General features: G+C 53.5%; 15 protein-coding genes. 3 read left to right on the top strand and 12 right to left on the bottom strand.

Going from position 1 to position 14,382, the window contains the following annotated elements; all coding sequences use genetic code 11:
• Positions 1–29: 29 nt before the first annotated feature.
• From ABIB18_RS15305 to ABIB18_RS15280, 6 genes are all read right to left on the bottom strand, one after another.
• A complete protein-coding gene (locus tag ABIB18_RS15305) occupies positions 30–812 on the bottom strand; it encodes a siderophore-interacting protein (protein WP_031377276.1) in 783 nt (260 codons plus the stop codon).
• Between the two features lie 438 nt (positions 813–1,250).
• Positions 1,251–1,454: a hypothetical protein gene (locus ABIB18_RS15300; protein ID WP_031377275.1), complete on the bottom strand. Its 204-nt coding sequence runs from the start codon at positions 1,452–1,454 to the stop codon at positions 1,251–1,253.
• A gap of 231 nt (positions 1,455–1,685) precedes the next feature.
• Positions 1,686–2,555, bottom strand: a complete 870-nt coding sequence (locus ABIB18_RS15295; protein WP_046289238.1) for a helix-turn-helix domain-containing protein — start codon at positions 2,553–2,555, stop codon at positions 1,686–1,688.
• Between the two features lie 207 nt (positions 2,556–2,762).
• Positions 2,763–2,930, bottom strand: a complete 168-nt coding sequence (locus ABIB18_RS15290; RefSeq protein ID WP_069728837.1) for a DUF2474 domain-containing protein — start codon at positions 2,928–2,930, stop codon at positions 2,763–2,765.
• A 1-nt stretch (position 2,931) separates the two neighbouring features.
• Positions 2,932–3,936, bottom strand: coding sequence for a cytochrome d ubiquinol oxidase subunit II (gene cydB, locus ABIB18_RS15285; RefSeq protein WP_031377810.1), 1,005 nt, complete (start codon positions 3,934–3,936; stop codon positions 2,932–2,934).
• Between the two features lies 1 nt (position 3,937).
• On the bottom strand, positions 3,938–5,350 hold the full coding sequence (locus ABIB18_RS15280; RefSeq protein ID WP_354474707.1) for a cytochrome ubiquinol oxidase subunit I: 1,413 nt from the start codon (positions 5,348–5,350) through the stop codon (positions 3,938–3,940).
• Between the two features lie 786 nt (positions 5,351–6,136).
• Here ABIB18_RS15280 and yghX point away from each other — a divergent pair.
• Positions 6,137–7,024 carry a YghX family hydrolase gene (gene yghX, locus ABIB18_RS15275; RefSeq protein WP_031377808.1) on the top strand — a complete coding sequence of 296 codons (888 nt, stop codon included), beginning with the start codon at positions 6,137–6,139 and terminating at the stop codon, positions 7,022–7,024.
• Positions 7,025–7,100: 76 nt separating this feature from the next.
• On the opposite strand, the gene ABIB18_RS15270 is transcribed toward yghX, so the two are convergent.
• The gene (locus ABIB18_RS15270; protein ID WP_094106353.1) at positions 7,101–7,487 is read right to left on the bottom strand and encodes a winged helix-turn-helix transcriptional regulator; all 387 of its coding nucleotides are present in this window, start codon (positions 7,485–7,487) and stop codon (positions 7,101–7,103) included.
• A gap of 103 nt (positions 7,488–7,590) precedes the next feature.
• Between ABIB18_RS15270 and ABIB18_RS15265 the strand changes: the two genes are divergently transcribed.
• Both ABIB18_RS15265 and ABIB18_RS15260 read left to right on the top strand, forming a co-directional pair.
• On the top strand, positions 7,591–8,448 hold the full coding sequence (locus ABIB18_RS15265) for an SDR family oxidoreductase (protein ID WP_031377806.1): 858 nt from the start codon (positions 7,591–7,593) through the stop codon (positions 8,446–8,448).
• A gap of 367 nt (positions 8,449–8,815) precedes the next feature.
• Positions 8,816–10,474, top strand: a complete 1,659-nt coding sequence (locus ABIB18_RS15260) for an alpha,alpha-trehalase (protein ID WP_046289239.1) — start codon at positions 8,816–8,818, stop codon at positions 10,472–10,474.
• A gap of 105 nt (positions 10,475–10,579) precedes the next feature.
• Here ABIB18_RS15260 and ABIB18_RS15255 read toward each other — a convergent pair whose 3' ends face one another.
• From ABIB18_RS15255 to ABIB18_RS15235, 5 genes are all read right to left on the bottom strand, one after another.
• The gene (locus ABIB18_RS15255; RefSeq protein WP_031377084.1) at positions 10,580–11,086 is read right to left on the bottom strand and encodes a ferritin-like domain-containing protein; all 507 of its coding nucleotides are present in this window, start codon (positions 11,084–11,086) and stop codon (positions 10,580–10,582) included.
• Positions 11,087–11,096: 10 nt separating this feature from the next.
• Positions 11,097–11,579, bottom strand: coding sequence for a YciE/YciF ferroxidase family protein (locus tag ABIB18_RS15250; protein WP_031377083.1), 483 nt, complete (start codon positions 11,577–11,579; stop codon positions 11,097–11,099).
• A 509-nt stretch (positions 11,580–12,088) separates the two neighbouring features.
• Complete coding sequence (locus tag ABIB18_RS15245; protein ID WP_031377082.1) at positions 12,089–12,253, bottom strand: con-10 family general stress protein; 165 nt, start codon at positions 12,251–12,253, stop codon at positions 12,089–12,091.
• Positions 12,254–13,014: 761 nt separating this feature from the next.
• Positions 13,015–13,980, bottom strand: coding sequence for a sensor domain-containing diguanylate cyclase (locus ABIB18_RS15240; RefSeq protein WP_031377081.1), 966 nt, complete (start codon positions 13,978–13,980; stop codon positions 13,015–13,017).
• Positions 13,981–14,157: 177 nt separating this feature from the next.
• On the bottom strand, positions 14,158–14,382 hold a 225-nt coding region (locus ABIB18_RS15235; RefSeq protein WP_354474703.1), incomplete at its 5' end, for a hypothetical protein.

The following is a 14,382-nucleotide window of genomic DNA, read 5'->3' as shown; positions in this document are numbered from 1 at the left end:
GCAAAATTCAACACAGGCGGCGGACCCGCTTACTTCTGGTGCCAGTACGCCACGGCCCGCACGTAGTCGCTGTTTACGCCGCGCTGAGTGGTGAAGTAATCGCTCAGCGCCTTAACAAATTCGCCTTCGCCGGTAAGCCAGATGAAGTAATCTTCCGACGGTATCGCCAGTTGATCCAGCCTGGCGGTCAGCTGGCTGAGCTGCGCCAGTTGCATCTGGCCGCTGCCGAGCCAGTTCAGATTAACCCCCGCCGTATCGGTTAAATAATCACGGCCGGTGGCCTGATCGGCATAGGCAAACAGGTGCAACTGTTGGGCGCGGGCATCCTGCTTACGACGCGCAAAAGCAGGCAGGCCGGTTTCGTCGCAGACATAGAGCTGGAACGCGTAATCGGTCGGTACAATCAGCGAGCCGCGCGGGCCACCGACGATCAGACTGTCACCGATCTGCGCCTGGCTCGCCCAGTCGCTGGCGACGCCATGCTGATGAATATAGAAATCGAGCGTCAGCGATGAGACGCCATCAAAGGCCAGCGGCGTGTAATCACGGGCCGCCGGACGCAAACCGTCTGGCCAGACAATCCCCTGGTCAGTAATCTGCGGCAGTACCGGCGTTTCACCGGCGGTGGCAGGAAAGAAGACCTTAATGTGGTCGTCAAAGCCCGGCGAAGTAAAGCCCGCCAGATCGCTGCCGCTGAATTCGATGCGCCAGAAGTTACCGGCAATGTTGGTTTTACTCGCTACCTGAATATGACGAAAGCGCAGTTCGTTACGGACGCGCTGAGGAAGGCGATCAGAGTTAGGGTTTGGCAAAAGATCTCTCCTGAAACGGGGTGAATGCCCGTCACGTCAGGGCATCAGCTAAATTATGGAATCAAAATCATTCTCATCTGTGTGGCTCAGGTTAGCTATGATATATCTTCAACACAATGACGAAAAATGCGATCGACCGGGATTAAGATATATTTTACGCCCGGGCTGCGCATCTGAATCGCCTTCAGGCAACCATGTCAGGATCGAAAAGGCTGGTCAGCCGTCAGATGACGGGCGAGAGCGGAGAGTCAGTATCAGGTGCAGATCAGCGATGGCAGGAGAAGCAAACCGAATTGATAACCGGCTGGTGGCGCTATAGACAGGAGCGAGGTCGACGGGACGCGCTATCACCGTCACAGCAGGTGACAGGCGGGTTATCCTGCCGGTAATGCCCGCCGCGCCTGTGAACGGGCGGTCACTCGATTACCGGCAGAACGGTTACAGCGTGTCGTTAAATCCGGATGCGGCAGGATTATTCTGGCTATGCTGCGGCAGCTGGCCGTCGCCCAGAATTTCGTGCTGAGAGATCTGTGAATGCGGGTGCAGCCCGGCGGGTGGCGAGAACGGTTCTGCCAGTTGAGCCGCAGCCAGCATAGGCAATGCCGAAAGCATTGAAATAAGGAACAACATTGAGCGTCGCATAATTTTCTTCGTTTATCGTTTTTAGCCAGGAATGGCCAGAAATGCAGATGATTGTTTCAGCCCCGCCAGGAAAGCACGATGAATGGAGCACAGCAGGGTTTCGGTGAAGGATTTTACGCCAGAATGGTAAGTTATTTTATAAAATCGTGCGGTTTGTCACGGTTTACCGCACGGAATATGCATTTGTCGCTTTGATGCCGCCCGAATCGGGCTAACGCAGCGTGCTGACTCTCAGGCTGGAGTCACCGGAATCGAAAAAACACCGCTCAGCCAGTCGGGTTTACAGAGCGCAAAATCCAGCTGCAGCAGATCTTTGCCCTGGCGACGCGCCACGCCCAGCGTCGGCAGGTGCAGATAGTAGATATCCGCAATGAACCGGGTCAGTTGCTCGGGCGTGCCACTCCAGTCAATCCGCGCATACAATCCACGCGTCTCGCTCCAGGTTTCACGGTGCCCTTCCAGCAGCGCCGCATGCTGCGGCTCCAGCGCCTGAAACAGGCTGATATTCTGCTGCTCAGCCGATGAGTGGCCGGGACCATACTGAAAACCCAGCCAGCCGTGCCGGGCCTGACTGCCGGCCAGCGCCACCAGCCGCCGCGCCTGCTCGGCCACCCGATGCTGATGATCGGCAATATACTCGCCAAACTGGCACTCCCACTCCAGCGTCTCGCCACACAGAAGCAGATCATCATCCCGCTCAACCAGCGCTGCGCGTTCAATTGGCGAACGCACCGGAATCCGGCCATGGAAGTTTTTCACCGGCAGATGAGGAATGCGCCGAAACGCGCCGGGCGTCAGGGAGAAATGGCTTTTAAACACCCGGGTAAAGTTCTGCTGGTTATCAAAGCCAAAGCGTACCGCGATGTCGATCAGCGGCATTCGTGTCAACCGCAGCGCCATCGCCGCCATCGTCAGGCGTCGTTTACGGGTGTAAGCGGCCAGCGTTTGCCCGGTCATCTCCTTGAACATGCGCTGCATGTGCCATTTGGAATAGCCCGATTTGAGGGTGATCAGATCGATGTTGATGTCGTCGGTCAGATGGGCTTCTATCCACTCTACCAGAGCGTTAATGTGCTGTTTCTTAAGGGCCTGACTGAGCATGATGGCGATTTACGACGCGGATTGAAGGGTGATATTTGTCACAAAAGGATAACAAAAAATGTGACCGTCTGTAAGGAAAGGCCTGACCGGAGCGGTCTCCTGGCGACGATTTCGCATTAATTGCTTAGGTGACTAATTAAAAAAGGCTGACCGAAGTCAGCCTTACCTGCGCACCGTCGCCGTAAAGATGGCGACAGTCTGTAACAATCAGTGACTGCGCATCCCAGCGGCGGTCATCATCATGCGGAACAGTGAAGCGACAACGCCCAGTGCCAGCACGCTTGCGGCGTAGATAACCACCAGCCACATCACGCGTTTCCACCACGGAGCCCTGGACTCATTGTGATCTTTCATGCTGCTGAGCTCGGTTTTCATATCAATGATATCCTGCGTCTGCTTTGATTTTTCCACGGAACACGTAGTAGCTCCAGAAGGTGTAGCCAAGGATCATCGGAATGATCAGCAGGCTACCGACCAGCATAAAGGCCTGACTCTGCGGCGGTGACGCGGCGGCCCAGATGGTGACGGACGGCGGAATGATGTTAGGCCAGATACTGATCCCGAGGCCGGAGAAGCCGAGGAAAATCAGCGCCAGCGTCAGCAGGAACGGCGAATAGTGCGCCTGACGTTTAATCGCCCGCACGATACCCCACGAGCAAAGCAGTACCAGCACCGGAACCGGCAGGAACCAGAACAGGTTAGGCTTGCTGAACCAGCGTTGCGCGATATCTGCGTGTGCAAACGGTGTCCACAGACTGATGATGCCGACAATCACCAGCAGCGCAATCACCAGCGGCGTCGCCAGCGCTGACATTTTGCGATGCAGTTCATCTTCGGTTTTCATGATCAGCCAGGTACAGCCCAGCAGCGCATACGCCACCACCAGACCGACGCCGCAGAACAGCGGGAAAGGTGCCAGCCAGTCCATCGCGGAACCGGCAAAGTGACGTCCTTCGACCGGGATACCGTCCAGCATTGCGCCCACGGCCACACCCTGGCTGAAGGTCGCGATGATCGAACCGGCAATGAACGACTTGTCCCAGAATGCCCGGTGCCCTTCTACCGCTTTGAAACGGAACTCAAAGGCGACGCCACGGAAAATCAGGCCAATCAGCATCGCCGTCAGCGGAATCGACAGCGCATCGGCAATCACCGAGTAGGCCAGCGGGAACGCGCCATACAGCCCTGCCCCACCCAGCACCAGCCAGGTTTCGTTACCATCCCAGACGGGCGCGACGGTATTCACCATCATGTCGCGTTCACCCGCGTCCTTATTGAACGGGAACAGCAGGCCGATGCCGAGATCGAAACCATCCATCACGATATACATCAGGGTGGCGAAGACGATAATCGCGAACCAGATAATTGAAAAATCGATCATCTTAGTGGTCTCCATCCTTAAATGTGGCAGCCGAAAGTGGACGCGCCGGCGTTTTCTTCTGGCCCGGACCACCCTGCTCAGTAATGTGTCCTTCGCCGGTTTCAGGTCCCTGCTTAATCAGACGCATCATGTAGTGATAACCGATGCCGAACACCGAGCTGTAGACCAGAATAAAGGCCAGCAGGCTGATGCTCATGTGCAGATCGCCATGCGCCGAGACTGCATCAATGGTGCGCTGTACGCCATACACCACCCACGGCTGACGGCCGATTTCTGTGGTAAACCATCCCGCTAGAATCGCAATCAGACCTGAAGGACCCATCAGCAGTGCAAACCACAGGAAAGGACGAGACTCATACAGACGCCCTTTGAAACGCAGCCACAGACTAAGCACGCCGAGAGTAATCATCAGCAGCCCCATCGCCACCATTACGCGGAATGACCAGAAGATCACGGTGGAATTCGGCCGGTCCTCTTTCGGGAAACTCTTCAGCGCCGGGACCTGCTTATCCAGGCTGTGGGTCAGAATCAGGCTGCCGAGGTAAGGCACTTCCAGCGCATATTTGGTGCGCTCCTGCTCCATATCCGGGATACCAAACAGAATCAGCGGGGTAGCTTCGCCTGGCGGGTTTTCCCAGTGTCCTTCAATCGCCGCAATCTTCGCTGGCTGGTGTTCCAGGGTGTTGAGACCGTGCGCATCACCGATCATCGCCTGAATCGGCGCGACAATCAGCGCCATCCACAACGCCATTGAGAACATTTTGCGAATTGCCGGGTTGTTTTTGCCTTTCAGCAAATGCCAGGCTGCTGACGATCCAACAAAGAAGGCGCTGGCGAGGAAGGCCGCCACGGACATATGGAACAGCCGGTACGGGAACGACGGGTTAAAGACGATCTTAAACCAGTCCTGCGGTACCACGATACCGTTCTCAATGATGTAACCCTGTGGTGTGTGCATCCAGCTGTTCGAGGCGAGGATCCAGAAGGTAGAGATCAGTGTGCCCAGCGCCACCATGCAGGTCGCAAAGAAGTGCAGTCCGGGACCGACGCGATTCCAGCCGAACAGCATGACGCCAAGGAAGCCCGCTTCAAGGAAGAAAGCGGTCAGGACCTCGTACGTCAGCAGCGGGCCGGTGATACTGCCGGCGAACTGCGAGAAGCCGCTCCAGTTGGTGCCGAACTGATACGCCATTACCAGACCCGATACCACGCCCATACCGAAGTTAACGGCGAAGATTTTCGACCAGAAATGGTAGAGATCGCGATAGGTATGATCGCGGGTTTTCAGCCACATCCCTTCAAGCACTGCCAGGAAACTGGCGAGGCCGATGGTGATGGCGGGAAAGATAATATGGAAGGAAACAGTAAATGCAAACTGAATCCTCGCCAGATGAAAGGCATCTAATCCGAACATTGCTTACCTCTTTGCCACATAGAACACCACATATTTACTTATAATTAACAACTTAAGCCTGACGCACTAATTTCGTTGCGCTTAATGTAATTCCCGCCGCAAATTTAAAACTATTCGCAGCGAGGAAACAGAAACAATCGGGTTAATGAAAACTATAACAGTCTTTTTTGATTATGATCATTGTTTTTCATGGGAATTACTTATTTAAAAATAAGGTGCAAAGGTTAATTACAGCGTAGTTATGTGACATGAATGTTATGGTATTTGTCAGTTCAAAATGAGCCGGCAGCTATGGCCCCCCTTACCCAAAAATAGCCCTCAAGCTGCTGTTTTTCGGTGTTATTATTTTATAAACCCTGTACCGGGAAAGGTCAAATTTGACAATAACCCAGGGAAATAGACTTACTTTTTAATGGGTTAGAATGACAGATATTTTTGCCTGCCGCTTTGTTTGCTTTTTTGCCTGAGATTGTCTATTAGCGCAATTATAATTGCAGGCGAAGCCGCATAAATCGGGCAATTTGCCGGCTGCGCATATGTTAATAAATTGGAATGGATCCTTAATCCTAATTAACAGCCAGCGCATCCCCGACGGTTATTCTGTTCCCCACCGCAGCAGAAGCGGTTTAATAAGCGGCAATCAGGGTGAGCGGGCTGAGTGAGTTATTTCCCTCTGCCGTTTCGTTACCGCCGTTTTAATCGGCAGCTGTACGCAGGTTGCCTGCGCGCTCAGGCTGTGCTTTGTTAAGGTGGCACACATCCTCTTATCCGGGTTAAGGAGTTGCTATGGCACGTCTGACCGCACAGGATTTTCCGCAGGAACTGCTTGAGCTTTACGATTACTACGCCCATGGCCGCATCAGTAAACGAGAGTTTATTGCGATGGCCGGGAAACTGGCGATTGGCGGTATGACCGGAGCGACGCTGCTCGGTATGCTCAGCCCCAACTATGCGCTGGCGACCCAGGTTGAATTTACCGATCCCGACATCAAACCAGCGTATATCCACTACCCTTCGCCGCAGGGGCACGGTGAAGTACGCGGCTATCTGGTAAAGCCAGCCAACCCCAAAGGCAAGCCGCCAGCGGTGGTCGTGGTGCATGAGAATCGCGGTCTGAATCCCTACATTGAAGATGTGGCGCGCCGGGTCGCTAAAGCGGGTTACATCGCGCTGGCACCCGATGGCCTGAGTTCGGTCGGTGGCTATCCCGGTAATGATGAAGAGGGACGCGCCTTACAGGCGAAGGTCGATCCGACCCGGCTGATGAACGATTTTTTTGCCGCGCTGACGTTTTTAATCGAACATCCGGAGGCGAGCGGAAAAGTGGGGATTACCGGCTTCTGTTATGGCGGCGGCGTTGCCAATGCGGCGGCGGTGGCTTTTCCGGAACTGGCCTGCGCGGTGCCCTTTTATGGCCGGCAGCCGAAAGCGGAAGATGTGCCGCGCATACAGGCTCCGCTGCTGCTGCACTATGCGGCGCTGGATAACAACATCAACGCTGGCTGGCCCGCCTATGAGGCGGCGCTTAAGCAACACCAGAAGATCTATCAGGCCTGCCTCTATCCCGGCGTAAATCACGGTTTCCACAACGATTCGACGCCTCGCTACGATAAACCGGCGGCAGAGCTGGCATGGCAAAGAACTCTGGCCTGGTTTGAAAAATATCTGCACTGACCCACGCGTCTGGCGGGCGTCAGCGGCGGCAAAGGTGCGGCGGAAAACAGAGCCGCTGCGCCTGCTGAGCGCGGACTTACTCTCCGCCCGCCTGGGCTTTTTCACGCTGCGCCAGAATCCGGCTCAGATTGACCTCCAGCCAGTCGGCCAGTCCGACCACCTGCTCACTCACTTCACGGCCAAGCGGCGTCAGAGAATATTCCACGTGGGGGGGGACCACATCATAGGCGATGCGCTGCACGAAACCATCTTCTTCCAGATGACGCAGGTTCTGCGCCAGCATTCGCTCACTTACGCCGCCCACAACCCGCCGTAGCGCGCTGAAGCGCAGCGTCTGATCCTGCAATGCCAGCAGAATCAGGACGCTCCAGCGGCTGGTGACTCGTTTGAGCACCTCGCGCGAGGGGCAATTCACATTGAGCAATTCACCCCTAATAAATTTTTCACTTAGCTTTTCAGTCATTTACTTTGCAAACCCCATACTAACTCATCTGTAAGTACTTACGAAAAGTTAGTTTATAGCCCAGGATTGATTTTACCAACAGCGAAATAATCGGAGCGATACCATGTTTGCAGTAACCGGTGCCACCGGCCAGCTCGGCCGTTTAGTGATTGATGCATTGCTGAAAAAAGTCCCGGCGGGCGAAATCGTCGCCGCCGTGCGTACGCCAGCCAAAGCGGCCGATTTCGCTGCGCGTGGCGTCGTGGTTCGTCAGGCCGATTACGGCCAGCCTGAGACGCTGGCAGCCGCTTTTGCCGGCGTCGACAAGCTGCTGCTGATTTCCGGCAGTGAAGTGGGCCAGCGTGAAGCCCAGCATAAAGCGGTGATTGAGGCGGCCCGCACCGCCGGTGTGAGTTTCATTGCTTACACCAGCCTGCTGCACGCCGATCGCTCTCCGCTGGGACTGGGCGTTGAGCATCGCGCAACCGAAGCGCTGCTGCAGGCTTCCGGCATACCGTTCGCCCTGCTGCGTAACGGCTGGTACAGCGAAAACTATGCCGCCAGTATCGCCCCGGCGCTGGCGCATCATGCCTTTATTGGCGCGGCAGGCGAAGGACGGATCGCCTCGGCGGCACGGCAGGATTATGCCGATGCGGCAGCTGAAGTGCTGACCCGGGATAATCAGGCGGGCAAAGTGTATGAACTGGCCGGTGACGACAGCTACACCCTGGCGCAGTTTGCCGCTGAGATTGCCGCTCAGAGCGGTGAGAAAGTGGATTACGTCAATCTGTCCCAGCAGGAGTTTGCCGCAGCTCTCAAAGCGGCAGGGTTACCTGAGGGCCTGGCAGAGATGCTGGCAGACTCAGATGCGGGCGCAGAGCAAGGCGGGCTGTTTGATGACTCCCACCAGCTGAGCCAGCTGATTGGGCGTCCGACCACCCCTTATCAGGATGTGATTGGCGCGGCACTGGCGAAGCGCTAAGCCGTTATTCCCTGAGCGGGCCACTTTGGCCCGCCCTTTTCATCCGGCTGAGGCGCGTTTTCATGCCATTCTGGCGTTGCGTATGCCATCTTTTGCACCTGATTTCGCGCCACACTTCTCTTACAAATTGTAAATAAACGCCGATTTTCTTCAGACAAAATCTTTTTCTTTTGCTGACTAAGAGATTCATCTGAAATGCGTTTTTTATGAACAACCGCATATTTGGTTGAATTGTCTGGAATTTATGCAAAAACGCCGATTAATAGACAATTATTATTACGTTCATAGATATTCTGCATTGTTGTACCACAGCATCAGAGGGCTATAATTTGTCCTTTGTGCAACCCCGACCGCTCAGGAGGCCGCTATTAATACTTATCGCCAGCAACTAAATGCACTTGAAGAGGTTCGTGCCGGGGCGGAAGTTGAGTATCAATACGATCCCCATGAACTGAAACTGGATCGCATGCAGGATTCTGAACCGGAGCCCGAGCTGATTGAAGGCTTACCGGCTCCGGATGCGCTCACGCCTGCCGATCGTTATCTGGAACTGTTTGAACACGTTCAGATGTCGCGCATTTTCGAGGATAGCAAAACCTTCCCCGACTGCTCGCCAAAATACGATCCGCTGGATGTGCTGATGCGCTATCGTCGTCAGAAACGCAGCAGTGATTTCGACCTGTCGCGTTTTGTCGCCGATCACTTTTATCTGCCTGGCGTAAATGAAAGCTTTTATGTCTCCAACCCGGATAAAACGCTGAACGAGCATATTGATGATCTGTGGCCGGTTCTGACCAAAATGCCGCAGCAACATATGCCGCACTCTTCTCTGCTGCCGCTGCCGAAACCTTACGTGGTGCCGGGCGGACGCTTTGGCGAGACCTATTACTGGGACTCCTACTTCACCATGCTCGGTCTCGCCGACTCGGGCCGTGATGACCTGCTGCGTCATATGGCGGATAACTTCGCCTGGCTGATTGATAACTACGGCCATGTGCCAAACGGCAACCGCACCTATTATCTCAGCCGTTCTCAGCCGCCGGTGTTTGCGCTGATGGTCGAGCTGTTTGAAGAGGATGGCGTACGCGGTGCCAAGCGTTATCAGGAACAACTGATGAAGGAGTATCAGTTCTGGATGGACGGTGCCGGCTCACTGATGCCGAACCAGGCCTATCGTCACGTGGTGCGGATGCCGAACGGTTCGCTGCTGAACCGCTACTGGGATGACCGTGATACGCCACGCGATGAGTCGTGGATCGAGGATGTGGAAACGGCGCGCCAGTCTAAACGTCCGGCGAGCGAAGTCTATCGCGATCTGCGTGCCGGTGCGGCATCAGGCTGGGACTATTCGTCACGCTGGCTGCGTAACCCGAAACGCCTGTCGAGCATCCGGACAACCCAGTTTATCCCGATCGACCTTAACGCGTTTCTCTACAAGCTTGAGCTGATGATTGCGACGCTGTCGCACGCCAAAGGCGAAGAGCTGACGGCGCTGGCCTGGCAGAAAAAAGCGGAAGCGCGTAAACGCGCAATTACCCGCTATCTGTGGGACAGCACGGCTGGTGTGTTCCGTGACTATGACTGGCGTCGTGAGCGCTTCGGTGCGTTTACTGCCGCCTCGGTGGTTCCGCTGTTTGTCGGCTTAGCCACGCCGCATCAGGCGCATCTGCAGGCGATTGCGCTGCGTCACCTGCTGTTGAGCAACGGCGGTCTGCTGACCTCTATGGTGGAAAGCGGCGAGCAGTGGGATAAGCCCAACGGCTGGGCGCCGATGCAGTGGATGGCGATTGTCGGCCTGAATAACTATGGCGAAGAGACGCTGGCGAGTGAGATCGCGGTGAACTGGCTGAATACGGTCAATAATTTCTATCAGCTGCACCACAAGCTGGTCGAGAAATATGACATCAGCGGCGATCGTGCCCGTCCTGGTGGTGGCGGTGAATATCCGTTGCAGGACGGTTTTGGCTGGACCAACGGCGTTACGCGTCGTCTGATGACTATGTATGGCCACCTGATGGCGGATTAAGCCAGCAAGGGTGGAATGGTTGAGCGTCAGCCGACATTGACCGCTTTACCTGACAATCAGCCACAAAAAAGCCGGGAATTACCCGGCTTTTTTTCGCGTTGAATATTATTTCTTAGCTTCAACGCCTGGCTGTGCTGCACGCTGCAGGAACTGCTGCGTCACTTCAGGCAGATGCTGAAGCAGCCACTCAGCCATCGCCACTTCCTGCTCACGAATTTCAGTCAGCACTCTGACGCCTTCGGCATCACCGACCTGCTCAGCCGCCGCAATCAGGCTGGTGTAGCTGGCGATCTCCGCATTTTCGAAGACATAGCCGCTGATTGCGCCTTTCACTACTTCGTCTGAATTGAACATGCCGCCTACCGCCTGGCCGGTCGCTGCCATCTTGCCCATCACGTCTTTCATCACGGAGTGGTCAATGCCGTGGGTGTCAAGCAGCCGCTCCAGCAGCGAGAGCTGATGTTTAGTCTCGTCAAGATGCTGAGCCAGACGTTGTTCCAGCGCCGGATAGTGCTCCAGACGACCAGACATTTTGCTCAGCATGCTTTCAGCCTGCTTTTCCATGGCGTGCGCATCGCGCAGCCAGTCATGATAATTTTCGATTGCAGTCATTTGCTACTCCTTAAGACACAGTAATGGATTCCGCCACCGAAGTGAGCTTCTCATCCGTCTGTTTCTCTTCATTCAGGGTCTGTTCCAGCAGTTTCGCCGCCTGGGTGTAACCCAGTTTCAATGCCAGCGCATGCAGGGTGCCGTAGGTAGCAATTTCATAGTGCTCAACTTTTTGTGCCGCACCAATTAAGCCCTGATCGCGAACTTCGCCCTTCTCTACTGAATCAATGATTTCCTGCGCTTCTTCAACCAGACCTTCAAGCGCATGGCATTTCATTCGTTTGATTTTAACCTCTGGCGTGGCTTCCACTAACTGGTCCAGCCGTTCGATTTGGCCACGTGTCTCTTCAAGATGCTGATTAAACGCAGCGATAAGTTTTTCATCACTGGCAGCGCGCGCCATTTTCGGCAATGCACGGGTTATCTGTTTCTCAGCGCTGTACACATCAGACAAATCATGGATGAAGAGATCGTTTAGCGTTTTCACTGTCATAAGATAGCCTCATTGATTGAAAAGTTGCGTAAGTAAGAAATAACGCAACGCCAGTCGTATCGTTGCCACTTAAAAATTCTAGCGGAGATTTTTTATATCGCACGCCGCATCGGTACGAATTTACGCCAGAAGTGGCATGTAAAATGCATTTTCCTTTTTACAGCAATACGTTAGAGCTCTAATGTTTTTTGTTATTACGGCTTCGCTAAGATAGAAAACCTGTACAAATAAAAATTAAGTTGTATAAATTTGCTCAGCTAAAAAACCTCAGACAAATCTAACCGGCAGGCTAATCGGTACAGCACGTTATTAAAACTCACCGTTAAAAAGCACAAAAAATAAAAAAACCGGAAGGGAATACCCCTTCCGGTTTAATCGACCGCTCTGCCACCGCTATTGATTAAGCGCTGACATAATGCTGGCAGTAATTATCATGCGGGAGAATTAAATAGATTTAACATTGCCCAGCAAAATGATGGTAACTGCTGTTACAGCAGAGTTAAAGACGTTCAGCTCCGGCGACTTACCTTGCCTCCTTTCCGACCCGCCTCAATGGCGCGCTCGGGATCATTCTTAAAGTTCCCGCCGCTTTTCTGGCCCCCTTTACGTCCCGCTTCAGCCGCACGCTCTCTGTCCGCAGCAAAATTTCCCGCTCCACCACGATATTGAGTCATTCTGTGTTCCTCATTGGATTTAATAATAGAAATAGCACAGTTAATGCTTCATCAGGCCGATTCAGCAAATATAAATGTAGCCATAAAATGTCGTCTATCAAGGTGGAAAAATAGAAAACTCCGCCTGATTTTGGTTAATTTATGGCGATTAGCTTTACTGGCTGATAAAGCTGCGCAACTAATCTTCATAACCACTGAAAAAGGCGCCATGGAAAATCAAAGGCCTTCCCAGAGCCATTGCGAACTCTATTAATCGATCATTTTCAAAAAAAGTCCAATTGAAAAGAATATAAGCGAAGCGGTGGGATAAAGTCGTCATATGAAACAGTTAGTGAAGATGATCAACAAACGATCAATTTACCTAAGCGAAGCGTGAAAGCGGTTTAAAAGGCTTTTTAATTTTGTAAAAAATAAGCGAAGCGTCAGTTACGATTAAAACCAGATAAAACCTGAGCAGATTGATCAATAAATGATCAAATAGCCCGGTTTATTCGAAAAATATTATAATAAAGTGAAGAAAAGCGGGACGGAAAGGCGTTTTAAATAAGCGAAGCGCGACAAATGGTTTGTATAACGGTGGACCGTTTTTTCTCAGATTAGTACTAAAAATGTTTTTTTGTGTGAATGCGCACTAAACAGGCGAGTAAAGAGTGGATGAAGGCAGGTTTGAGCAAGCGTTACTATGGTGTCAGGTGTCGACCCGCAGAGTGACGGGATAGCACGATCCGATCGGGCAGGGGTTGACCAACAGCAAAGGAAATTCAGGCAGGATCGGGATAAAGCGGGTCAAATGCCACGCCGCGCTTACCGTTTTTCTTAATGCGATACATCGCTTCATCCGCACGCGCCAGAGCAGAATCAAAATCATCCTTTCTCAGCACCTGGGCCACGCCAATCGATGCACCAATCATTGCATGGCCATTAGCCATATCAAACGGCGTCAGGACCGCATCCAGACAGGCGTGCGCCAGCTGGCTGACCTGCGGGTTATCCCGCGAAAACGGTATCAGCAGCACAAATTCATCCCCGCCCGGACGGCCAATAATCACCTCTGGCGGACAGACGTCGATAAAGCGCTGGCTGAGATGGATTAACACTTCATCGCCGCTGCGATGACCTAAGGTATCGTTAACGTGTTTGAAATTATCTAAGTCGATAAACGCGACGCATAACGGACCCTGAGCTTTAAGTTCGCGAAAATGATTTTGCAGCGCATGGCGGTTGGTGAGCAGGGTTAGCGGATCGTGCAGTGCCAGCAGCGCGAGCTGTTCCTCATACTGCTTCTCTTTGGTCATGTCGATATGGGTGCCGGTAACCTTCAGCGGCCGGCCTTGTTCATCCCATTCGCTGACCCGTCCCCGATCCAGCACCCAGGTAATACTGCCATTTTTAGCGATCATCCGATGCAGCGCTTCATAATAGGGCGCTTTTCCGGCGAGATGATCGTTAAACGCTTTTAATACTTCAGCGGCATCGTCGGGATGCAGGCTCTCTTTCCAGGATTCGAAATTGGCGTCGGTTTCCTTCGGCTGAAAGCCCAGCATCGCGCCCCAGCGTCGGTTGAAGATCACCAGCTTGCCGCTGGGGATATCCAGTTGCCACAGGCAGAGGCCAGTACCATCAAGGGCTGCGCTGAGCTTGTTACGGGCGTCATGGGCTATACGCTTCAGTCGCGCATTATGCTTTTTCAGGGTCAGTATCTGTAGTCGCAGCGCTTCTTCTGACATAGCCATAACAGAGGAGTAAAAGAGGTTATTGTGCCTGTCCGGCTGATTGTGTAAAGAGAGGCTTATAAAACACGATTAGTCGCGGCGAATTGCAGGCTAGACAGGATTTCAGGCGGTGCGGCCCTGGCTATACAGCATAGAGGCGAGCCGGCAAATTAGTTTCGCCGTGAAATCTGTTCAGTCAAGACCGGCGTAAAAAAGAGCGCGTGAAAGGATGAGTCGGCGGCTGAAATGCAAAAACCCGCCAGAGGCGGGTTCTTTAAAGATGGTGCCCGAACCCGGACAAAAATGCCGGGAGCATTTTTGAATCGCACGCTGGCGTGCGGACCCGCAGGGCGAGCCACAGGGAAGTGGCGAGTACATCGAACCTTCGAGGCCGGGTTCGCCGTCCTGAAAAGCAAA

The organism is Pantoea sp. UYEF8 (genome assembly GCF_040546285.1).
Classification (GTDB): Bacteria; Pseudomonadota; Gammaproteobacteria; order Enterobacterales; family Enterobacteriaceae; genus Pantoea; species Pantoea brenneri.
Note: the sequence above shows the minus strand (reverse complement) of the source record. Positions and strands in the feature narration are given on the sequence as shown.